We start from the raw sequence: 21236 nt of genomic DNA, 5'->3' as shown, positions 1-21236 counted from the left end.
GAGGTTTCCATATATTACAGCTATTCACCAGTTTTCGAATTATGCTATTCTTTTGGCAGGGGTTCCATGAGGTCTACCAAAAATTGCATTTCCGACATAACCGTTGCCAAGCACGGCATTCACGATATTATTACTGAACTGGTGAGAAAGTTCAATTTGGATAAGTTTTTGTTCCCTGAGAAGTATACACTGGTCTTCGTTGCAGCATGTATGGGTATAATCCTGTTTAATAATCCTACAGCAACATATATTGCGCAGAAGCTGTACTGGGTATCCCATGATGCCATAACAAGGCTGCTGCCGTTGCTTTCTATTAATAACACAAATATCATGATCCTGTTCATCCAGGCAATACAGTCACAAACGGCTGGTCTTGGATATTTGATCATCGATGATGTGATTATCAGGAAGCCTTTCGGCAAGAGCATTTTCCCGACATCTTATGTATACGATCACACAAATAATCGGTATGTCTGGGGAATGCACATTGTAGTCCTTCTATGGTCTAATGGTTGGATTAAAATCCCCGTGGCGTTTCGGATATGGAAACCGGAAGAAAAGTGTGAAGAATATCATACCAAGGTTGAACTAGCCATACGTATGATATCCTTCGCCCACAAATTTGGTTTGGCTGCCGAATACGTCACATTCGACACCTGGTATTCCTGTAAAGAGCTCCTGCAAAAGCTCTCAGAGTGCGGTTACCACTATGTCTGCATGATAAAGAATAACCGCAAAGTGCTGTACAACAACAGGGTTAACTTTAACGTTAAGACCATAAGCCTGCTGTTTAGCAAGAAACAGTACAGGTACTACCCCGGTACAGGCTTCTACATCAAGGCTTTATCGGTAATCTTACCTGGTGTGGGTAACACCATGATGGCAATAGTCAAAAACGGCTATAACGCATCTATCCAAAACACCAGATTTATCATTACTGACTTGCCCGGTGTAGCTGCTCAAGACATCCTCAAGAAATACCTTTGCCGTTGGGACATTGAAGTATTCTTCAGAGACATCAAGCAGTTTCTGAACTTTGAAAAAGTTCAAGTCCGGTCTATTAGAAAACTTGAGGGTCACTTCTCCTTGGTGTTCATAACTTCTGTATTCGTGCAGATTTTGCAGATACAGAATAATTTGAATACCATGGGTGAAACCATCAGCTTCCTGCAGGACATTGTCCAGGTTAAAGTCAACGGTATTGTGTACATTATTAATGTAACATCCAAAGACCGGACAGGTAAAGAGGTAAATACTGTCTCAAATCCTCTCGCAACAACCATTTGGGACAAATTAAGTGCGTGAAATCTTTATTTTTCAAGGATCATTTTGTTTTGCGTAAGTACTGTTAGATTTAATTAAGAAAATAGACAACGAATGTTCCAAAAAACAGATTGCGGCTATTGTAGGCAATATAATAAGAAATGAAGATTTTGATGTTTGGGATTACATCCCCAAAAATGAAAGTCACCAGTCTTCAACTGGTATAGCCCCTATCACCGCTGTACTGGATGATGGCAACTTCACCCCTATATATGACGATGTCAGTATTCCTTTTTAATGAGCCGTAATCTTTAAAACTTATTTTTATTCAAAAAAACTTGACTTTACAAACCATAATTCTGTATTCTGTTTAAAATCAAATGAAAGGACGTGGTTATATGAAAGCCAAGAATTTAAAACAAGAAATTAAGAATATACTTTCTGCAATAGACAAGAACTTTGGTAAAGACTCAAGGGAATATCAGGATGCCGAATATTACCTTGACATACTTGAAACTGTTTACCATTATAACTACAACGACGGGATAGATTTACTGAATGAATTAAAGGAATTGCTGAATAAATTGTCAGATAGAGTGCCCGAACTGGCACCTGAAAGATTCTCACAGCATTATCCAGATGTAAGTGAGATGATAAAATATCTGGATAAATGGTTATCTGATTAATAATCTTATGGCTTTTCAGTTTTGACTGGAAAGCCTTTTTATATAATATGTTATATTATCTTTTCTGTACAAACAAACCTGTTGTTACATCTTTGCTCCTGATAAATAACTGATTCTGGATTAATTATGATTTTTCTTATATTTGATAACAACTAGATATATGAATCCCAATATTGTTAGCAATGCAAAGATTGCAGTAAACAAGTGCGAAGAAGACTGACCTGACAAATAAACTGCTGTTGGTCCATCTGCACCGCCTATAATTCCTATTGAACCAGCATCTCTTGTATCTATATTGAATTTATGAGATAAATATAATGACAGCAGATAACTGGAAAATAAACTGATAAATGCTACTAAAGCACATATAACAGTAAATATAGTAATCATCTTTATTGATTTTTCTTTTTTCATACCTTATTCACTCCAAACATTCTCTTTTTTACGAAAGCATCGTATTCTCTATTGCTTACTTATTTTAATAATATTTCTTCCATCTGTTTTATCAATGTCAAATAAGACATTATCATTTATAACAGGACTATTAATTTGTGTAAAATCTACATCGCTTCTGTCGAGCGTAACATCCAAAACTACTTTATTATCTTTCACAAAAACTAATTTTTGAAATATGTCATCATCCAGTGGATGCTCTCCGAGCCAGGTTTTATCAAATATCAGATAACCAATATATGTATCGGCAGTGGTCCATTTTGTTCCTACTATTTTTTGCATTTCTGTTCTGCTGGTATAAGGTCGTATAATATACATTCTCTCCCATTCAAAATGAGTTATATTTTTCATATCAAAATATGATTTTTGCTGGATAGTTGCCATAAGGTTATTTTTGAAACTTTCTAAGTGCTCATTATTGATTTTTTGACTGCGGAAACCCATATAACTTGATAAAAACAGTATCAAAGGTATTATTAAAAATACTGCTATAATAATTGTTTTGCTTTTATAGATAACGAACATTAAAGCCTACAATTGCCAAATTGGCAATCATGGAAAGTAGTTCCGGGCATATAGCCGATGCCTAACCTCATCAGGATGAGCTTTAATATATGCCTCAAAACGATTTACTAAATGCAATAGTTCCTGTTCGTTCTTTACAGCAGAGGCTTGTGCAATAAAGTTTTTCATCCAGTGCCACATCTCCTCTTGAGGATTCAGGTGTGGAGAATAAGGAGGTTGATGCAACACTATTAAATCACTTTTATGAGCCTCAACAAACTCTTGTATCAAAGGGCCTTTATGAATCGGAGAATTATCCCACTGGACAAAGGTGGTAGAAATCCCTCTTGCTTTATCATAGTCCAGTAAACGCTCCATATATTTGACCACATGAGCTGCTGTCAAAGAGCCTTCTTTTTTGGAGTATACATCGTACACAAAACCCATATGATTCAGTACTTCCGTAGCTCCAATGATATTGATGCCCTTATGACAGCCGTTACACTCAATTTCTGTAGGTTTGCCTACAGGACTCCAGGAATAAAAGTTGTTGGATTCGAGCCTTTTACTGGTTTCATCCTGACACCACAGGGAGACATCTCCTAAAGGCTCAATTATATCCAATACAACTGACATTTTTTTTAAAGCTTTCCTGAAGCTTTGGGTCTCCCTTGCTCGGTTTATAAACACCCCTTTTGTACGAGAAACCAAGATTAGCCAGTATTTTACGGATCCAGGTGTCGGAATATTCTTTTCCCCAGTGGTCTTCTACATACCTGACTAACAACTTGGCGTTCCACCGGTTTTGTTCATAGCCGAACTCATGAGGACTCTTACTGGTAACTATATTGCGGATATCCTCTACCATTTCATCGGTGACAGTACTTTCAATATTGCCGCCCCGCAGGTCGGCGATGCAAGCAATACCGCTATCGTTCCAGTTGTTGATATATGACACAATGGTTGCGTTACATTTACTCAAGGTATCTGCAATAACCTGCGTATGGATACCCTTATGCCTCATGATTACAGCTTTGACGACGTCTCTGGTATAATTACTGTCAGAACTATTGGCTATTAAATTTAAGTCATCTATCGTTAATCCATAAAGTGATTTAACCTCAACACATTTTCTACCCATTATACATTCCCCCTGCCCTATATTGTAAGGGCTTCGGAGGAAAATTGCACAGGATAATTTTAACTATATAGTTCGTTATCTATAGTTTTCATATTTTTTCACCTCATAAAGGATAGGTAGTGTCAAAAGTTTTTACCCTTAAAATGCTTCAAACGCTTTATTACCAAGGCCTAGATAGTTTCGACCCTACTACCCCCCTGATTTTGTCAGATTTTAACTTTCATCCTCTTGAAAACCCCCTTAATCTGCGTCTGAATTTTTGTCAAGGCCGGGCTGGAAGCCCGTTCATTTCAGCCTTGACGAAAATTCAAGGACGCAGATTATAATTTTGCCAGAGGATGAAAATCATTCACCCGAACAAACGTTTTTCATAAGTCTTTTGACACTACCAAAGGATACACGCAATATTGTGCTACATTTTGCCAAGAATGTCTATTTACTATTATATAGTACAACCTAAGTTATTAATAGAGTCTTTTTATAGATTTTGATAAGATTTAATGGATAAGAAAATTTAATGCTTTAATAGTTATTATCAATGCAGTTTTTAATTCCAAGCCCCCTATCCCCTTTAACCTATTATCCCCCTACACCTGCTTTTTTAGAATCACTTTTTCACCCCATAACCCTCAAAACCGTTTCTAACTCCTTTTCCCTATTAAAAACCTACTTATTTGCTCTGTTTCTAATGTAAAAAGAATGGTTTCTAAGAATTGATTCTTATTAGTTTTCTATATAAAGGATATCGATTCTAAAATCGTGTTTTACACTTCATACTCCTGAAAAGAGAATTGCTTTTTATACAAAATAGGGAAAGAAACTGCAATAAAGCAATCTCTTCCCCTATTTTGCCCGTTTACCAACTACATTCCCCAGAATGTGTTTTAAGAATATCATATAGCAATGTTATTTGTAAAGAGTCTGTCTTTATATTTCAACTATCCATCAAACTATAGTTCCTTGTAGTACCTTACTTTTTATTCCAGTTCATTTTGGAACCTCCTGTTAGGACATAAGTGATAAGGGGCGAGGAGAAAATGGTAAAAACAACCTAAGGAAATTTGTAACCCATTGCCTATTTATTACATATATATTATCTAAGAAAAAAGCAGGAAGTCTGAAACTTCCCTGCTCATAATGGTTATAGATTATCGAACATATTAAATATTTCGTTAGGTAATTCATGTTCGACGCAACTATTATTCTCTTTTCCCTTGTTTTCTGTGGTAATTCCTCCACATTCCGCTATCGCTTCTTTCACAGCCTCCTTTATTTTTTCCTTATCAAAACCCTTATCCCTTTCTCCTATATAACTTAACACCGCCTTAATTACATAATCTGTTTTATACTTTTGTGCAGAAAGTATGTTATATACCTTCACATCATCCTCTCTATCTAAAGAAAAAGACAAATTTATCCGTTTTGTTGCCATAGTATCACCTTCTTAATTCCTGCTCAAGTAGAATCTTATAACCACGTGCATTGGCAAACTGGTCAAGAAAATCCGCATATTTTACTCTACTGGATTCTTCGATGTATCTCTTTAGTAACATACTTCCCCCGCCAGTAAAAACAGTAGCGTTCCGAAATTCAAACCCATACTCTTGGATTTTCGATAATATATTTTCTGTGTAGTCTTTTGCAAATACTTCGACCATTTCTTTAACGTCTACTTCAAAAATTACTGGTTCTTTGCCTGCTATTATATCCTGTACTTGTCCTTCAGTAAGTCTGATGTTCATTTTTAATAGTTCCTGTTGAACATTTGCAATTAATGTAATGATTCCATCGGGAAGTGAGTAGCATGATTTAATATCAATTATTCCATTCTCTACCCTGAAGAAATCAATTGTATATCCACCAATATCAATAACATTGCATAGAAGGTTTTTGTAACTGTTAAACACCGTTATTAATGCGGAATACCCTTGAGGATAAGTACGGCAATCAACTATATTGATTGCATAATTCTTTTTGTTAAAATTAAACTTTATATTCTGCTTTAAAAAATATTCCCGAAACTTTCTTTTAAGAATTCCATAATTGACAATCGGAAGCCCTACACCCAGGATTACATCTACTTCACCTTCTACTTGTGCTTTGTTTATCGCATCTGCAATTGCAGGTAACGATAGGATGAAAGCATCCTGGTTGATTGTCTTGTCCATTTGAACACTTAACCTCTGGCCTCCGATGCTATAAAATTTACCTTCATAAATTAAAAGATTGCTTGATGAAATTGGTTCAGTATTTGATTTAGTAAAACCTGATTCGCTAATATAACCTTCACTTGTTTTTGTACATTTGTTACCATTATCAAGGCCTAATAAAATCCTGTTTCTCATAACAATTCCTCCAATCTTGTGGTTTAGTTCGTTATAGTTCTTTTAATAAATCACTTTTTATAATTTCAAGTATTTCTACAATAAAAAAATTGCTTACCTGTTAATAAGGTAAGCGTAGGAATTTATCTTAACGGAGGTATATAATGTCAACTTATATAAAATACCTTATTATAAAAGACAATTCTTTATAGTAAATCATCTATTACAAAGTCAAGTATTTTTGTTTTTCTTTATATCCTATATCCTCTTCCTCCTTATCACTTTACCCTTCTCTAAATTATATATGTATTTAGTAAATCCCCCCAATTCATTGATATAACAATGCTTTAATATACTTTTAAGCGTCAAAAATCATGTTAGGATATTAATCCTAAGTGCAAATGTTAAGGACTAATTATGCATTATAAAACTCCTTAAGCCTTTTAACTATTTGAAATAATTTTATAAAAAATTCTAGTATAAAAATTTGACTTACGCTTAACAATCCGTATAATGTGGGAAAATCTAATATTTGAAAGGATGAATCTAAATGAGCAATGGTTTAGTCATAAGGGATTTTAAGACGCTTAAAGTTTGGCAGAAGGCAAACGCTCTTGAACGAGAAATAGAAGCATTGGTTAAAGGGTTTCCAAGCCATGAGCAGTACCGGCTTACTGACCAAATCATTAGAAGCAGTCGAAGTATTTCCGCAAACATAGCCGAAGGAAATACCCAACTATTTATAAAGCGGGAATTATTCCATGCCAACGCTGCCCTTGGCAGTTGTGGTGAAACGAGAAACCATTTACTAACCGCATATCAAAACCATTATATAAGTGAAGAACAATACAAAACTTTAGATGAGAAATTCCTTGAAGTAATAAAAATGCTGTATGGCTATATAAAGATGTTAAAATCTTGTTTAGATAATGAATCAGTTACAATTGACCCCTAATATTTTATAATCTTTACATACTCCATAATATTTTCACCTGCTATTTGCAAAGGCGATGATTGCGCAGTATCACATACTTTTGGTGGACTTAAAATTCACCTAGAAAAAATTTTTACAAATGAATAAGTTTGAACTTTACAGACTGTTATAAAAAATGCCTTGGAAAGACTGCTAAATCTCCAAAGCATTTAAAAAATCATAATAGCCCTATTTATAGAAAGGTTCATATGGTCAAGATGTTGATGTGCTTAGGCTTTAATCTTCTTCTATATTAAATCGCACATTAGTCCTATCATTTATTCACAATTCTTATTTTTCTCAATCGATTCAAAAAATCGACGTAAATTTTCCGGTAATTGATATGCTTCCTTACCAACTCTATTATTTAACTGTGCTTTTTTGTCACTATATACTTCACGAAGTATGGCATCAATTATCATTGCTTTTGGAGGAACATTATATTCTTTACCTTTGTACACCCATACACGGCAGTCCACTTCATCCCCGCACAAATCGCCACATGATTCACAAAGTGATTCTCTCATTTCCAGTTGTATATCATTTCCATTAATACGGATAGTAGGTGAACTCTCAAATCTATACTGTATGGCCTTTTCCTTACTATCAATATGAATTTTATTTACAACAACTTCTATGCCCGCTAATTCAAGCACTTTAGCAACGTCCTTAATGGCTTCTTCAAGACTGCTCTCCGTGCCCTGGCATCTTGTACATATACTTAAATCTAAAAACAAAAAATCAATTATTATTTTTTTCTTTTCTTCTTCATAATTTTGCTCTTCACACCCGCAACTCGTACTACAGCATGTATTATTTCTTTGAGTTTCACAACATCCCATAATAAAAGCCTCCTTCTTTATAACGCCTAGATTCATAAGAAAATTTTTCGGTTGTAGTAAAATTTTCTTACATTAGCGGCGTTTCAATGAGGCGGAAATATGCTCCCGCCTCGTTATAAATATCTTTTAATATCCTCTACCGACGGAACTCTTCCCATAATCTTTACCTGTTCATCTACTACAAGTGCAGGTGTTCTCATTACACCATATGCCATAATGTCCTTAAAATCCTCTACTTTTTCAATAGTGGCTTCAAGTCCCAGTTCCTTTACAGCCTCTCTGACATTAGCCTCTAATTTTTTGCAATTACAACATCCTGAACCTAAAACTTTGATTACCATAATAAATCCTCCTCATCAATCAATATTTTTTCCGTTATTATCGTCATTCCACAATTTTCTTTTACACAGATTTCACATCCTGTGCATTTTACAAGACTCATCATTTCAGAATGAATCTCTGCTTTACACAAAAATATATGAAAAAGCATTAAATAAGTATCCAATAATAATAATCCCTGCTGATACGATAGATACAAAGATTGCTAAAAGTTTAGGCTTTACCACCTTTCTGAGCATAATTATGGAAGGCAGAGACAGGGCTGTTACTGCCATCATAAATGACACTATAGTCCCTACGTCCACTCCTTTTGCAAATAACGCTTCGGCTATTGGAAGAGTACCGAATATATCAGCATACATTGGAATGCCCACTACAGTAGCAAGCATCACTGCAAATGGATTATTACCTCCAACCACATTTTCTATGAATGACTGTGGAATCCAGTTATGAATAGCCGCCCCTATGCCTACACCGATTAATACATATAGCCAAACCCTTTTGATAATATCTCTGACCTGTTCCTTTGAATATGATATTCTTTCCTTACGAGTCATTTCAGGCACTTCCGCATCAACATTTTCAATTTCCCTTACATATCCTTCTACATATTTTTCAAGTCTAAACTTTTCTATTAAAGTTCCTCCAATAACTGCCAAAATTAAGCCTACTACAACATAGGCTATGGCAATTTTAAGACCGAAAAATGAAATTAACAACATTAATGACGCCAAATCTACCATTGGCGAAGATATTAAGAAAGAAAAGGTTATGCCTAAAGGCAATCCAGCCGAAGTAAAACCTATAAAAATTGGTATACTGGAGCAACTGCAAAAGGGAGTTATCGTACCAAGCAGTGCCCCAAGTATATTCCCTTTAATGCCTTTTATCTTTCCGAGAATCTTCTTTGTCCTCTCTGGCGGAAAATAACTCTGGATATAGGATATGACAAATATTAATAGTGATAATAATATAAATATTTTAATTGTATCGTATATAAAAAAGTGAATACTTCCGCCTATCCTTTCGCTAACAGGTAAACCAAATACTTTTTCCACAAGAAGTCTTACCAATTCTGAAAGCCATCTCATTTTTAATAGTTGGTCATTTAACCAACCGAATATCATGGCTAATATGTTCATATGAAAACATCCCCTTTACCCCTTACACACTTCAAGTTATTTTTCAACATGTTTGCACTTTTCAACTTCACTGCAATTCTCTTATTTTGATTAATTACATACCGCTTATCAAATCTGATTGTTCTTTACTCTCTGTATTAAATCCTCGACTTTTTCCTTAATTATATCTCTTGTTTTTCTGTAATCCTCTATTGGTCCGCCTGACGGGTCACTAAGCCCCCAATCTTCTATATGCTGGCATGGTACATAAGGGCATTCTACATTACATCCCATCGTTATTAATATATCTACTTCCGCCGGAATATCGCTTAATAGTTTCGGATGATGGTCACTCATATCCACTCCTGCTTCTTCCATTACCTGTACTGCTAGTGGCTTCACTTCAGGGTATTTTTCCGTCCCTGCCGAATATGCTTCTAATACGTCACTTCCCAACTTCTTTGCCCAACCTTCTGCCATTTGAGAACGGCAAGAGTTGTGGACACATACAAAAGCAACCTTCTTTTTCATTCGATACCACCTTTTTCTACAAGGTTATTGAAACCAATGCCTTGTACTATTTGCAATCCTGACCAATGTAAGCATGACCGGGACTTCAACCAATACCCCTACAACTGTTGCAAGAGCGGCTCCAGATTCCAGTCCAAAGAGTGAAATTGCCACTGCAACTGCAAGTTCAAAGAAATTGCTTGCTCCAATCATTCCCGCAGGTGCTGCAATATCATGGGGAAGTTTCCATATCTTTGCCCATCCATAAGCAATGAAGAATATAAAGAATGTCTGGATAATTAATGGTATGGCAATTAATATAATATGCAAGGGATTACTTAAAATTATTTCACCCTGGAACGAGAAAATAATTACTAAAGTGAGAAGCAAACCTACGATTGTTACATTATCAAATTTCTTGAGAAAAATGTTCTCGAAATACTCTATACTCTTATGTTTAATGATGTTCCTTCTAGTAAGGTACCCTCCTGCCAATGGAATAACAACAAACAGGATTGTTGATAATATCAGCGTGTCATAAGGAACGGTCACATTACTTACCCCTAATAGGAATGCAACAATTGGTGTAAATGCAAACAATATTATCAGGTCATTCACTGCTACCTGCACTAATGTATAAGCAGGGTCGCCTTTTGTCAGATAACTCCATACGAATACCATAGCGGTACATGGTGCGGCTCCTAATAATACTGCACCTGCAAGATAGTCTGTCGCTAAATCCGGACCAATCCACCTACTGAACACTACTTTCAAGAAAAACGCTGCAATAAGATACATTGTAAAAGGCTTGATAAGCCAGTTTGTTACACAAGTAACTATTAGTCCCTTCGGTTTTTTTGTTGCCCTGACAATGCTTGAAAAATCAATTTTCAGCATCATTGGGTAAATCATTAGCCATATGAGAATAGCAACAGGAATTGATACATTTGCATATTCAAATTTGCTTAAAGTTTCAGGGATTGAAGGAACTAATTGTCCTATTGCAACTCCTACTATAATGCATACTGCTACCCATACTGTAAGGTACTTTTCAAAAAAACCTAATCCTTTATTTTCTTGCATTGTTTCTTTGTCACTCAAGTTTTATGCCCCCTATCAATTTAAATTATCTTGTTCTTACTATATGATTATATTCAGTTATAATCATATAGTGACTAATTTAAAGTTTTTACAGAAAAATAACTAAAATCAGTTTTCTATTATTAATAATTTTCATTAATTGTTATTGCACTGCTCTCGAAGATACTTAAGAACCTGACTTTTATCTTCCCGTAGTTGCTCACATGTAAAGTTACTGTTTTTATATTTTTTAAGTGTCTCTATATCTCTTAACAATTGTGTATTTTCAGCCATCTTGTTTTTAATAAATTCATACAGTAGGTTATTTTCTTCAATAAACTTGTTATCTACTCTGTAATAGACCCATTGAGATTTCTTTTCACTGGTTATAATACCTGAAGTTTTTAATTTATTTAGATGTCTTGAAGCATTAGACTGCGTCATATCCAGCACTGTTTCTATCTCGCACACACAGAGTTCCTGTCTTATTAGCAAATTGAGTATTCTAATTCTGTTTTCATCTCCCAACGCTTTAAAGATTTCTATTAAATCCAATTTATCACCACCATATGATTATATTCAATTATACTCATATATATAATAGTATTGATTTATTTCTCTGTCAACAATAAATACATTATCTTATAAATCAAAAAATATGTTTTTTATATTTATCACATAATTCAAGAATACGTTCCCATAACATACCCCAAACCTCCCCTACGATGTGAAAATCTAATTTTGGGAATAACTTTATTATTTTAGAACCAACTTTATTATCATAGAGTCAACTTTATTATTTCTAAAACATTTTCCTTATTCCTTTTCCCTAAAAATCCATACCCCTAACTATGTATATTTAAAATAAACTCCGCTCCAAACCGAAATCCCTCAAACCCTTATCCCTTCTCGCCTTATGCCCATTTTCCTAATTCTTTCCATATAATAAAGTCATGTCATAAATCACCCATTTTCCTTGTTCATTTCTCCTATTTTCTTCCTATTTTCAGCCTCATTTTAGATAAAAAAGTCGTGTCAGGAATAGGGAAAAGTTAAAAGGAAAAAGGGGAAAGTTTTTATCAATATCTTTCATCAACAATCTTTTCAAACCCTTTAAAATCAATATTTTTAGCCTTATACCTTACTCCTTGAGCCTAGTAATCCTATTAAAAAGTCATGGCTCCAATAAGGTTTTCTACCCTATTTTCACCATGACTTTTAACATGACTTTTTTATTTTTAACACGACTTTTTTATTCGTGACACGAGTTTTTTTGGGTTATACAACAGAAAAAATTACAAAGAACCAAGAAATATACAGATAATCTGTGGCGACTGCACTAAGCCTTGCAAAATTCTTAATATATGCAGTAGTTTTGATATGAAATCGATTTCTCTATGGAAAATAAAGCCATAATAGTTTATAATATATATGTTATTTGATTATTTTGTAGTGGGTGATAAAATGCGTGTTAATAATGATAAGTTAGATACAAAAGTAATGTTGGAAGTATTAACCCCTCAGACTCAAAAAATTATTGATGATTTCCTTAAACATTATAAACCTATATCTCATCGTGCTTACATAAGTGCAATATCAAATCTGTTCTATGTTTTAGGAAAGGATGATGCCTCAAAATTAGATATAGAAGATTTTAAGAAAGTTCAGGAATATTTTAGAAATAAAGAAAGGTATGGCTCCCAAGATAAATATTGTGAATCTTTTTTTAAATATATTTATGCTTACAATATAATAAAAAATCCTAAAGGTTTTGAAAAAATCTGGATAAAAAGTAATCTAATAAATCATTTTGAGAGATTATTAAATGGTGTTCCAGAAAAAGCAGAATATAAACCAAGCCTTACAATAGAGCAAATATATAAAATAGAAGAGTTAATGAATTTAGAGCATGAAGATAATCCAGAAATGTTGAAAATGGCATTTTGCTGGTACATACTTTTTCATACAGTGTGTTTTGTCAACTAGAAATGCATCAAAATGACAAGAAAAATGCAGCACCCAAGCAATCCAATTTTGTTAATATAAGGTATGAATTTTTATCGTACTTTCATCAAGGAGTTCTCTAAACGATTACTTGAACCTTCAAATACAATTAAGTGGCTGTGATGAATAATTCTATCAATGATTGCGCTTGTTAGCTTTTCATCGTAGAAAATACTGTTCCATTTACTGAATTCTAAATTAGTAGTAATAATTAGACTTTTGCGTTCGTAACAGTCTGATATAACCTGAAATAAAAGTTGCGCTCCCTCTTTTTCAAATGGAATGAAACCCCATTCATCGCAAATAATCAAATCTGCCTTATTCAATTGCTTCATAAAACGTTTAAGGCTTCCTTCAGCTTTGGCATCCAATAGTTGATTAACAAGTGAAGATGTGCGGAAAAACCTTACCCTTTTCCCACGGTTACAGGCTTCCACACCCATTGCCGTAGCCAGGTGAGTTTTCCCAAGCCCAACAGATCCATAGAGAATCAGGTTTTCCTTTTTGTCAACGAAAGAAGCTGTTTTAATAGCTTCTACATCGATAGTATTGGGTATACTCATCTTTTCAAACCGAAAGTCTCCAAAGGTTTTCAAGACATCAAATTGCGCTTGCTTCAGCAGGGCATTTTTACGATTGAGTTCTCTGGCCTCTATTTCCATAGCCAAAAGCTTAGCAAGAAATTCCTCATGGGTCTCGGCCTCAATCTGCGAATAATTCTTGGCAATTCTTGAGCCAAGTTTTAGAGTGTTACAGTAGGCAGCAATTAGTTCATGCATGAGGAAGCCCCCTCTCAAGCAGGTCGTCGTAGATTGAGTTATTCACCTCATATGACAGACAAGGGATTTCATCTTTCACAACAATATCAGGTATGGGAGCATTTGCGAAGACCATACTGTAATAACGGGCCCATATACTATCCAAGTCTTGTATACCTTTTTGAACACAGTAGTTAAAAGCATCCACTGCTGTTTCAAGCTCACTGTTAGCAACCATCTTCTTCAGCATTCTTAGGGTAGCTTTCTTTTGCTCGTAATCACAGCCAGAAAGGTACTCCTGCAATGTTTGGGGCAACTGCTGAAAAAAGCCGGTATATTTTATGGCATTTGGTCTGTTACTCATCAGTACCAGATAGGGTTCCCATTTCATAGATTCTTTTTGTTTTCCATATAATCGGTTATGCCATTGAACAACCTGATACTGATCATCAAGAATCCAGACATTGAAAGCATTGGCTTTCACAAAAAGCTCCCTTTGAGCATGCTCAGGACTGGCAGAGTATTTTCTGTTTTCAAAGTTCACTTTCCCGTATTTATCGGACTTCACTTTCTCAAGACGGTAGATCTCATACTCAGCTTTTGGCAAAGGTTTCATTGCTTTCTTATCCTGTTCAAACAGAGTTTTAATGAGGATATCTTTTAAGTAGTGCTTACGATGCATATCTTCATCACATTCGATCAGCAGGTTCTTATTAAATTCTTGAAGGTCTTTGAATTCCGGCACCGGAACCAGCATATTTCTTCTTGAATAGCCTACCTTGTTTTCCACATGCCCTTTTTCATGCCCACTGTCGGGATTGCAGAAATTACTCTCAAAACCATAATGCAGTCGAAATCTGTTGAATGCGTCTGTAACTTCCCTCTCACCGTTAGTCAATATCTTCTTTACAACAGCCTTATCGTTATCAAACCATATACAGGTGGGAACTCGTCCCATGTGATTGAATATATTTTGCATACCCTGGAGCAGGCATTCAATGTTGGTTCCCTTATAGGCCTGTATGTAACCGCCATTGCTGTATGGGAAAGACATGGCCACATAGCAGCCTTCATATCGAATCCCGTTTTCCACAAATTCTGCCATTCCAAAGTCTAACTGCGCCTCCCCGGCAGGATGATAAAGCGGGATATAGCTTTCATTGCTTCCATATAGTTTTCGTTTCTTTTCTGCTACATATCTGGCAACAGTTCGATATGATACAGTAAATTCATCTTTGTATAACTTACTAAGCCGATTATATATTCTTTTGGCTGTATGTCTCTGTTTCCTTGGTGCCTTTAAATCGGCTTCCAGCCATTCATCAATAGTTTTTGCAAATGAGTCAAGTACACTTTTGCTGTTCTTTTTTCTGGTTAATGGTTTTGACCAATCATCCTTATCCACATATTTCTGGACAGTTCTGAAGTTAAAACCGGTTATTCTTGAAATTTCTCGTAAGGATAAGCCTTTCTTATCCGATAAATCTTTGATATACTTAATATCAGCCATTGTTAGCATCCTTTCCGTACCCCCTTAGCATTGACAACTAAAGGGTACTATTTTTAATTGGGTGCTGGCAATGTTTTTTTCTTCTATCAAAATCATGAATAGCTAAATATGCCTGCCGTTGACGATAGAAATCAACCGCAGTGAAAGTTGTATTAATATTTACTGTAAAATATTCTCAAATTTGTTTGGCAAGCTGCTGCACTTTTACGTGGCAACTTGCTGTACTTTTATTTTACAATACACACATACAGAGTGCGGTGTTAATGAATTAAAGTCAACAGACGCTACAAAATATAATAATAATATCCTAAAAACAAATAATGGTGAGTATTATGTTCCAGAAAAGTTTGCACCTCTTTTAAACCATTTAAAAGAAACAAGGTATCCAGGATTTAATGTAAATGGTATAATAACAAAACTCGGAAAATTAGTTGAGATTGAAGGCTTAATTCCGCAAGTTATAAAGAATTCAAGAAATGAAAATATGCTTAAATGTTCTCATTGTGGAAACATGTATACTAATACTATAGATAATTGGCAAGCCGTCAATAAAAGAATTATTTGTATTAATTGTGCAGATAAATTAAAAAAAAACTCTAACTTAAAGGTAGAACCTATAATAAGCCAAAATATTGAAGGAATGAGTATAAAAGACGACATTAATATTTCATCAATAATTTATACCTTTGATGAATTAAGAAAAAAACTTTCTCCCGAATTTGACTATTTAAAACTGCATAAATTCCAGATGGAAATTGGCAAACTGGGTGAGGCATATGTATATGACTTAGAAAGAAAGAATCTTGCTGGTACAAAATATCAAGACATGGTAGATAATACCCCTGCCAAAAACCCATCTAACGGATATGATATACTTTCATATGATAGGAATGGAAATGAACTTTATATTGAAGTTAAAACTGAAGCATCAAATGAAAATGATTTTTATATTACAGCAAATGAATTATGTACGGCTCGCCAGTTACAATCAGAAGGTAAAAAGTATCTAATATATAGAGTTCATAATATTTTAGCAAAGGATAAAAACGACATAACTATCGATATTATAGATAACATCTTAAATAATAAGGAATACAGGTTGGAAGAATACATATGGAAGGTAATAAAATGTTAATCATTTATACAAATGATATATAGATAACGAACATTAAAGCCTACAATTGCCAAATTGGCAATCATGGAAAGTAGTTCCGGGCATATAGCCGATGCCTAACCTCATCAGGATGAGCTTTAATATATGCCTCAAAACGATTTACTAAATGCAATAGTTCCTGTTCGTTCTTTACAGCAGAGGCTTGTGCAATAAAGTTTTTCATCCAGTGCCACATCTCCTCTTGAGGATTCAGGTGTGGAGAATAAGGAGGTTGATGCAACACTATTAAATCACTTTTATGAGCCTCAACAAACTCTTGTATCAAAGGGCCTTTATGAATCGGAGAATTATCCCACTGGACAAAGGTGGTAGAAATCCCTCTTGCTTTATCATAGTCCAGTAAACGCTCCATATATTTGACCACATGAGCTGCTGTCAAAGAGCCTTCTTTTTTGGAGTATACATCGTACACAAAACCCATATGATTCAGTACTTCCGTAGCTCCAATGATATTGATGCCCTTATGACAGCCGTTACACTCAATTTCTGTAGGTTTGCCTACAGGACTCCAGGAATAAAAGTTGTTGGATTCGAGCCTTTTACTGGTTTCATCCTGACACCACAGGGAGACATCTCCTAAAGGCTCAATTATATCCAATACAACTGACATTTTTTTTAAAGCTTTCCTGAAGCTTTGGGTCTCCCTTGCTCGGTTTATAAACACCCCTTTTGTACGAGAAACCAAGATTAGCCAGTATTTTACGGATCCAGGTGTCGGAATATTCTTTTCCCCAGTGGTCTTCTACATACCTGACTAACAACTTGGCGTTCCACCGGTTTTGTTCATAGCCGAACTCATGAGGACTCTTACTGGTAACTATATTGCGGATATCCTCTACCATTTCATCGGTGACAGTACTTTCAATATTGCCGCCCCGCAGGTCGGCGATGCAAGCAATACCGCTATCGTTCCAGTTGTTGATATATGACACAATGGTTGCGTTACATTTACTCAAGGTATCTGCAATAACCTGCGTATGGATACCCTTATGCCTCATGATTACAGCTTTGACGACGTCTCTGGTATAATTACTGTCAGAACTATTGGCTATTAAATTTAAGTCATCTATCGTTAATCCATAAAGTGATTTAACCTCAACACATTTTCTACCCATTATACATTCCCCCTGCCCTATATTGTAAGGGCTTCGGAGGAAAATTGCACAGGATAATTTTAACTATATAGTTCGTTATCTATAACACATTTATTCGTTTACTGCTGGTTTTTTTACATGCGTCTAAATATTGAAAATGATGTAGGAGCCTGGTTCTGAGAGCCATTCTGTACTTTCCAATTCTTATTTATTTGCATAACCTTACTGCTTATTTTTAGACTTAATGTATTTATATATTGTAATATTGTAATCATTAATCATCTTCAATTGTAATACCAACATTTTGTATATATCTATTTGACGATACATAGCCGATGAGATTAACTTCATCCTTTTTTAAAACGGCAACTATTACAGCAAATGCATTAAACTTGTAATCTGGGTCGTTCATTATTGAACCAACTGTTAAATAATCACCAGTACTCATTCCATGTAAAGGAACAATATGGCTGTGCCACTCTCCGACATAATCAACACCGAAATTATTATAATGTTCCAATAGTATCTTACTGCAATACTCTGTATCTCTTACAAATTTCGTGGCAGAATGGAATGCATTAGGTCCTGGAAGCGAAGCGTGGGTGACATGAACTGTTAATGGCTCCTTATCATGTCCCATTAATATGCCACCTGTTTCTACATCAGGACTCTCTTTTGTAGTTTTTATAATAAAATCGTAAACGCTCTTTTTTACAATAAGAGTAGGTTTTAGTATTCTAAACTTGTTTTGATAAAAGTTCCGCCATAATTTCATTATATCGCTCCTCGATATTTATATCTGCTATCTCTGATGGTAAATCTCCGCATATCGGGCAGTGTGGGTTAACCAAGTAATTGCAGTAATTTGTTGTAAATGGAAGATTAAACGAAAACGGTGGGTTAAAATCCATATTTCTGACCGAGCCCCAAGTGATATAATTAAATGGTAGTTCACCAAATATTTTCTTTCCCTCGGTTAAGGTCATAAGAGCCACTTTGGATGCTAATGCCGCAACCATAAATACATCTGTTCTGGTTCCAATGTTTTCATTTTCTTTTTCCCTAATCTGCGAACTGTAGGGTATAGGCTCGTCATCAGTATAATTAGCATTAATTAAAGAACCTTGCTCACGTTGGTGAGTTCTTACACACTCATAACAAGCAGTTTCTTTAGGAATCACCCTTATAATCTCCCCAATTCTTGCATTATCAAAAGTACATACAAGAACAAGAGGCTTTTGAGCATTTACACAAATATAATTTACCAACTCCCTGGATTTAACATTGTCTGTCGCACAGATAACGAGGTCTACCCCATTAACAACATCTCTTAACTTTTCGGGATGATTCATTATATTATAAGGATTCTTAATTATCTCTGTTGGCAACAAGTGCTCTTTGATAGTATCATGAATTGCATCTACCTTCTTCCTACCTAAATCCCTTTTATCACAAGCATGCCTGAAGAGATTAACAACAGAAAGTCGGTCATTGTCAAATATATTAAGAGTTCCTACACCTGCTGATGCTAATTCTAATGCTATAAAACTTCCTCCACTTCCAACTCCAATAATCGCCACTTTTTTTTCTTTCAGTTCTTCAATAGGAACTAAACCATCTATCCTTTTAAAGGGATTAGGTTCTTCGTCCAACAACTCAATATCACCTGGTACAAAAGCGAATTTTTCTTCATCCTTTCTTTTGAACACCAGGCAAAAGCGGTAATCTTTATCTGTTTCGCCCAATAAGAGCATATAAGTCGCTACTTTTTCCTCCAATTTTACAAATAGCCCATATGGAATTTTTTCTTTTAATTCTTCAACAGATATATAAATATTTTTAATTTGTTTCAATAAATCGTTGCTAATTTTAACCCACAATAATATACCTTCTTTATAATTACTACTATTAAAAAATCTGTGTTGAGATATAAGTAAAGATGCTTGTGATACTGCCGAATTTTTTTCTCCAATGTCAGCAGAAAAAGCACCTAGAACATCGTCATGGGTAAATCCATTGATATAACCCCAATCTATAGTGGAGGCTCTAATTTTATTAATTAATTCCTTACCAATCAACAGACAGTCAAAATCCCCCAAATCAATTGCCTCCCTTGTCTGATATTGTTGCAATTCCTACATCTGGCATTTTATCAATTTTCTTAAAGGCATATAATAAGAAGTTTATATACCATGTTTGAACCTTTGAAATTACATCGACAGTATAATAGTTAATACTCCAATTTTTAGGGTTCACATAGCAAATGTTCCCTTCTTCCCATCTATGCCACTCATGTCCCCATAAATTATCAGGTATCTTTGGTTCTATTGGAAACACTTTAGGAGGGCTAATAGGATATGAATCATCATATATTATCCTGACTTTTAACGGTATAAAATCTTTATCTTCAGAGTCAAAATGTATTTCCCCTTCCCAAGCAAGGCAATCTTTATAAATACCAAGTTTAAATTGTGGGTATTTCGATTTCACCTTTTCATACTCTAAAACAAGGCGTTTTTTATCCGCTTCATACCATTTCATATTTATCAGCACCTACCTAAAAGAAAGGCTGGTCTTTGAGCGGCCTGGGTCCCTTTGTTGCAGTATTTGAAGTATTTATAACTGTGTCTGTATTAGACATAATCGTTGTGCCTAATGCTGGTAAGTTCTTCTTCAAGAAAGTATACTCAGTCTGTTGCTGATTGGCATTAAACTGTTTACTAAATTCCTGCCACTTGAATAAGAATCTTTTATATGAATATTTCTCATTATCCTTTTGAAACTCATAAGCCTTATAAGTGTCTTTAAACCCTTCTGGAACCCATTCTGCTATGTTTTTGCCAATTATAACCTCCCAAGGGTTTGCATGACTTGAGTTTTTACCTGCTATAAATGTAACCTCTGAAACAGGTTTAGGTTGGCAGGCATCAGGAGTACCAATTTGAGTCCATAATGTATTTCCATATTCTAAACCCATACCTACTCTAATTGTTTCGTCACCATTTCTACTTAAATAACTGTTAACATTATTCTTTATTCCTTCCATCAGGTATGTTGCTGCCCTTAGTGAATTGAATGCATCACGCGAGTTAGTCTTAATACCATCACCAAAATAAGCCATTATACCATCACCAGTATATTCTATTATATATCCTCCAAATTTTCTAACACTGTAGATTGATGCAATAGTAGTGGCTTGCAGAATTCTTATTAATTCTTCATTATCCAGTGCAATAGATATTTTAGTAAAACCACGGATATCCATAAAGAATACGATTATACTACCTGGAATAATCTCTCCATACTTCATGTCAGTAAAGTTAGGGTGTCCGAGTCCTTCTGATAGAGATTTTTTAATTTCTGCCATCTCTCCAGAAAACACTCCTATGTGTTGTTTCGAATTCTCGTAGACTGCTTTATAAACGTCACTAAAACTCTTATCAAATTGACTAGCCATATA

Annotated in this window: 25 protein-coding genes; 5 read left to right on the top strand and 20 right to left on the bottom strand. The window is 34.9% G+C overall.

What is annotated here, in order from left to right; all coding sequences use genetic code 11:
- Positions 1 to 66: 66 nt before the first annotated feature.
- Together CDO33_RS02745 and CDO33_RS02740 are read left to right on the top strand one after the other, a co-directional pair.
- Entirely contained in the window at positions 67 to 1305 is a 1239-nt protein-coding gene (locus tag CDO33_RS02745) for a transposase (RefSeq protein WP_103083335.1), read from the top strand.
- A 356-nt stretch (positions 1306 to 1661) separates the two neighbouring features.
- Positions 1662 to 1949 (top strand): hypothetical protein, encoded by a 288-nt coding sequence (locus CDO33_RS02740; RefSeq protein ID WP_052221639.1) that lies wholly within the window; start codon positions 1662 to 1664, stop codon positions 1947 to 1949.
- 120 nt (positions 1950 to 2069) lie between these two features.
- Here the strand turns inward: CDO33_RS02740 and CDO33_RS02735 are convergent, their stop codons facing one another.
- The 6 genes from CDO33_RS02735 to CDO33_RS02710 form a co-directional block, all read right to left on the bottom strand.
- Positions 2070 to 2363: a sodium ion-translocating decarboxylase subunit beta gene (locus CDO33_RS02735; protein WP_103083330.1), complete on the bottom strand. Its 294-nt coding sequence runs from the start codon at positions 2361 to 2363 to the stop codon at positions 2070 to 2072.
- A 48-nt stretch (positions 2364 to 2411) separates the two neighbouring features.
- Positions 2412 to 2927, bottom strand: coding sequence for a hypothetical protein (locus tag CDO33_RS02730; protein WP_103083329.1), 516 nt, complete (start codon positions 2925 to 2927; stop codon positions 2412 to 2414).
- Between the two features lie 27 nt (positions 2928 to 2954).
- Positions 2955 to 3542 carry a transposase gene (locus CDO33_RS02725; RefSeq protein WP_103083343.1) on the bottom strand — a complete coding sequence of 196 codons (588 nt, stop codon included), beginning with the start codon at positions 3540 to 3542 and terminating at the stop codon, positions 2955 to 2957.
- Complete coding sequence (locus tag CDO33_RS02720) at positions 3517 to 4047, bottom strand: helix-turn-helix domain-containing protein (RefSeq protein ID WP_103083342.1); 531 nt, start codon at positions 4045 to 4047, stop codon at positions 3517 to 3519. Before CDO33_RS02720 ends, CDO33_RS02725 begins: the two co-directional genes overlap by 26 nt.
- A gap of 1141 nt (positions 4048 to 5188) precedes the next feature.
- On the bottom strand, positions 5189 to 5479 hold the full coding sequence (locus tag CDO33_RS02715) for a hypothetical protein (RefSeq protein WP_103083167.1): 291 nt from the start codon (positions 5477 to 5479) through the stop codon (positions 5189 to 5191).
- A 4-nt stretch (positions 5480 to 5483) separates the two neighbouring features.
- A complete protein-coding gene (locus CDO33_RS02710) occupies positions 5484 to 6392 on the bottom strand; it encodes a ParM/StbA family protein (protein WP_103083168.1) in 909 nt (302 codons plus the stop codon).
- 529 nt (positions 6393 to 6921) lie between these two features.
- On the opposite strand from CDO33_RS02710, the gene CDO33_RS02705 reads away from it, so the two are divergent.
- Entirely contained in the window at positions 6922 to 7326 is a 405-nt protein-coding gene (locus tag CDO33_RS02705) for a four helix bundle protein (RefSeq protein WP_103083169.1), read from the top strand.
- Between the two features lie 296 nt (positions 7327 to 7622).
- Here CDO33_RS02705 and CDO33_RS02695 read toward each other — a convergent pair whose 3' ends face one another.
- From CDO33_RS02695 to CDO33_RS02670, 6 genes are all read right to left on the bottom strand, one after another.
- Positions 7623 to 8186 carry a DUF2703 domain-containing protein gene (locus tag CDO33_RS02695; RefSeq protein WP_101298565.1) on the bottom strand — a complete coding sequence of 188 codons (564 nt, stop codon included), beginning with the start codon at positions 8184 to 8186 and terminating at the stop codon, positions 7623 to 7625.
- Positions 8187 to 8299: 113 nt separating this feature from the next.
- Complete coding sequence (locus CDO33_RS02690) at positions 8300 to 8527, bottom strand: thioredoxin family protein (RefSeq protein WP_014256055.1); 228 nt, start codon at positions 8525 to 8527, stop codon at positions 8300 to 8302.
- Positions 8528 to 8650: 123 nt separating this feature from the next.
- Entirely contained in the window at positions 8651 to 9667 is a 1017-nt protein-coding gene (locus tag CDO33_RS02685) for a permease (RefSeq protein ID WP_014256056.1), read from the bottom strand.
- 108 nt (positions 9668 to 9775) lie between these two features.
- A complete protein-coding gene (locus tag CDO33_RS02680; protein WP_003519126.1) occupies positions 9776 to 10177 on the bottom strand; it encodes an arsenate reductase ArsC in 402 nt (133 codons plus the stop codon).
- 24 nt (positions 10178 to 10201) lie between these two features.
- A complete protein-coding gene (gene arsB / locus CDO33_RS02675) occupies positions 10202 to 11239 on the bottom strand; it encodes an ACR3 family arsenite efflux transporter (protein ID WP_095522197.1) in 1038 nt (345 codons plus the stop codon).
- A gap of 153 nt (positions 11240 to 11392) precedes the next feature.
- Positions 11393 to 11791 carry an ArsR/SmtB family transcription factor gene (locus CDO33_RS02670; RefSeq protein ID WP_003519130.1) on the bottom strand — a complete coding sequence of 133 codons (399 nt, stop codon included), beginning with the start codon at positions 11789 to 11791 and terminating at the stop codon, positions 11393 to 11395.
- Between the two features lie 897 nt (positions 11792 to 12688).
- On the opposite strand from CDO33_RS02670, the gene CDO33_RS02665 reads away from it, so the two are divergent.
- Entirely contained in the window at positions 12689 to 13222 is a 534-nt protein-coding gene (locus CDO33_RS02665; protein ID WP_133158720.1) for a hypothetical protein, read from the top strand.
- A 71-nt stretch (positions 13223 to 13293) separates the two neighbouring features.
- On the opposite strand, the gene istB is transcribed toward CDO33_RS02665, so the two are convergent.
- Positions 13294 to 14019: an IS21-like element helper ATPase IstB gene (gene istB / locus CDO33_RS02660; protein WP_103083303.1), complete on the bottom strand. Its 726-nt coding sequence runs from the start codon at positions 14017 to 14019 to the stop codon at positions 13294 to 13296.
- Positions 14012 to 15517: an IS21 family transposase gene (gene istA / locus CDO33_RS02655; protein ID WP_103083304.1), complete on the bottom strand. Its 1506-nt coding sequence runs from the start codon at positions 15515 to 15517 to the stop codon at positions 14012 to 14014. Before istA ends, istB begins: the two co-directional genes overlap by 8 nt.
- Before the next feature lie 199 nt (positions 15518 to 15716).
- On the opposite strand from istA, the gene CDO33_RS02650 reads away from it, so the two are divergent.
- Positions 15717 to 16643, top strand: coding sequence for a protein NO VEIN domain-containing protein (locus CDO33_RS02650; RefSeq protein WP_151898643.1), 927 nt, complete (start codon positions 15717 to 15719; stop codon positions 16641 to 16643).
- A gap of 61 nt (positions 16644 to 16704) precedes the next feature.
- Here CDO33_RS02650 and CDO33_RS02645 read toward each other — a convergent pair whose 3' ends face one another.
- From CDO33_RS02645 to CDO33_RS02620, 6 genes are all read right to left on the bottom strand, one after another.
- Positions 16705 to 17292: a transposase gene (locus CDO33_RS02645; protein ID WP_103083343.1), complete on the bottom strand. Its 588-nt coding sequence runs from the start codon at positions 17290 to 17292 to the stop codon at positions 16705 to 16707.
- Positions 17267 to 17797 carry a helix-turn-helix domain-containing protein gene (locus CDO33_RS02640; RefSeq protein WP_103083342.1) on the bottom strand — a complete coding sequence of 177 codons (531 nt, stop codon included), beginning with the start codon at positions 17795 to 17797 and terminating at the stop codon, positions 17267 to 17269. The genes CDO33_RS02645 and CDO33_RS02640 overlap by 26 nt, the downstream gene beginning before the upstream one ends.
- 253 nt (positions 17798 to 18050) lie before the next feature.
- Positions 18051 to 18551, bottom strand: a complete 501-nt coding sequence (locus CDO33_RS02635) for an MPN domain-containing protein (protein ID WP_103083133.1) — start codon at positions 18549 to 18551, stop codon at positions 18051 to 18053.
- Entirely contained in the window at positions 18514 to 19875 is a 1362-nt protein-coding gene (locus CDO33_RS02630) for a HesA/MoeB/ThiF family protein (RefSeq protein ID WP_103083132.1), read from the bottom strand. Before CDO33_RS02630 ends, CDO33_RS02635 begins: the two co-directional genes overlap by 38 nt.
- A gap of 1 nt (position 19876) precedes the next feature.
- Positions 19877 to 20317, bottom strand: a complete 441-nt coding sequence (locus CDO33_RS02625) for a type II CBASS E2 protein (protein WP_103083131.1) — start codon at positions 20315 to 20317, stop codon at positions 19877 to 19879.
- 16 nt (positions 20318 to 20333) lie between these two features.
- Entirely contained in the window at positions 20334 to 21233 is a 900-nt protein-coding gene (locus CDO33_RS02620; RefSeq protein WP_103083130.1) for an adenylate/guanylate cyclase domain-containing protein, read from the bottom strand.
- Positions 21234 to 21236 lie beyond the last annotated feature (3 nt).

The sequence above is a fragment of the Clostridium thermosuccinogenes genome, assembly GCF_002896855.1.
Classification (GTDB): Bacteria; Bacillota; Clostridia; order Acetivibrionales; family DSM-5807; genus Pseudoclostridium; species Pseudoclostridium thermosuccinogenes.
Note: the sequence above shows the minus strand (reverse complement) of the source record. Positions and strands in the feature narration are given on the sequence as shown.

What these genes read in the sequence shown, in the direction of transcription:
- CDO33_RS02745 (WP_103083335.1), top strand. Translation starts at nt 67, where the DNA reads ATGAGGTCTACCAAAAATTGCATTTCCGACATAACCGTTGCCAAGCAC.
- CDO33_RS02740 (WP_052221639.1), top strand. Translation starts at nt 1,662, where the DNA reads ATGAAAGCCAAGAATTTAAAACAAGAAATTAAGAATATACTTTCTGCA.
- CDO33_RS02735 (WP_103083330.1), bottom strand. Translation starts at nt 2,363, where the DNA reads ATGAAAAAAGAAAAATCAATAAAGATGATTACTATATTTACTGTTATA.
- CDO33_RS02730 (WP_103083329.1), bottom strand. Translation starts at nt 2,927, where the DNA reads ATGTTCGTTATCTATAAAAGCAAAACAATTATTATAGCAGTATTTTTA.
- CDO33_RS02725 (WP_103083343.1), bottom strand. Translation starts at nt 3,542, where the DNA reads ATGTCAGTTGTATTGGATATAATTGAGCCTTTAGGAGATGTCTCCCTG.
- CDO33_RS02720 (WP_103083342.1), bottom strand. Translation starts at nt 4,047, where the DNA reads ATGGGTAGAAAATGTGTTGAGGTTAAATCACTTTATGGATTAACGATA.
- CDO33_RS02715 (WP_103083167.1), bottom strand. Translation starts at nt 5,479, where the DNA reads ATGGCAACAAAACGGATAAATTTGTCTTTTTCTTTAGATAGAGAGGAT.
- CDO33_RS02710 (WP_103083168.1), bottom strand. Translation starts at nt 6,392, where the DNA reads ATGAGAAACAGGATTTTATTAGGCCTTGATAATGGTAACAAATGTACA.
- CDO33_RS02705 (WP_103083169.1), top strand. Translation starts at nt 6,922, where the DNA reads ATGAGCAATGGTTTAGTCATAAGGGATTTTAAGACGCTTAAAGTTTGG.
- CDO33_RS02695 (WP_101298565.1), bottom strand. Translation starts at nt 8,186, where the DNA reads ATGGGATGTTGTGAAACTCAAAGAAATAATACATGCTGTAGTACGAGT.
- CDO33_RS02690 (WP_014256055.1), bottom strand. Translation starts at nt 8,527, where the DNA reads ATGGTAATCAAAGTTTTAGGTTCAGGATGTTGTAATTGCAAAAAATTA.
- CDO33_RS02685 (WP_014256056.1), bottom strand. Translation starts at nt 9,667, where the DNA reads ATGAACATATTAGCCATGATATTCGGTTGGTTAAATGACCAACTATTA.
- CDO33_RS02680 (WP_003519126.1), bottom strand. Translation starts at nt 10,177, where the DNA reads ATGAAAAAGAAGGTTGCTTTTGTATGTGTCCACAACTCTTGCCGTTCT.
- arsB (WP_095522197.1), bottom strand. Translation starts at nt 11,239, where the DNA reads ATGCAAGAAAATAAAGGATTAGGTTTTTTTGAAAAGTACCTTACAGTA.
- istB (WP_103083303.1), bottom strand. Translation starts at nt 14,019, where the DNA reads ATGCATGAACTAATTGCTGCCTACTGTAACACTCTAAAACTTGGCTCA.
- istA (WP_103083304.1), bottom strand. Translation starts at nt 15,517, where the DNA reads ATGCTAACAATGGCTGATATTAAGTATATCAAAGATTTATCGGATAAG.
- CDO33_RS02645 (WP_103083343.1), bottom strand. Translation starts at nt 17,292, where the DNA reads ATGTCAGTTGTATTGGATATAATTGAGCCTTTAGGAGATGTCTCCCTG.
- CDO33_RS02640 (WP_103083342.1), bottom strand. Translation starts at nt 17,797, where the DNA reads ATGGGTAGAAAATGTGTTGAGGTTAAATCACTTTATGGATTAACGATA.
- CDO33_RS02635 (WP_103083133.1), bottom strand. Translation starts at nt 18,551, where the DNA reads ATGAAATTATGGCGGAACTTTTATCAAAACAAGTTTAGAATACTAAAA.
- CDO33_RS02625 (WP_103083131.1), bottom strand. Translation starts at nt 20,317, where the DNA reads ATGAAATGGTATGAAGCGGATAAAAAACGCCTTGTTTTAGAGTATGAA.
- CDO33_RS02620 (WP_103083130.1), bottom strand. Translation starts at nt 21,233, where the DNA reads ATGGCTAGTCAATTTGATAAGAGTTTTAGTGACGTTTATAAAGCAGTC.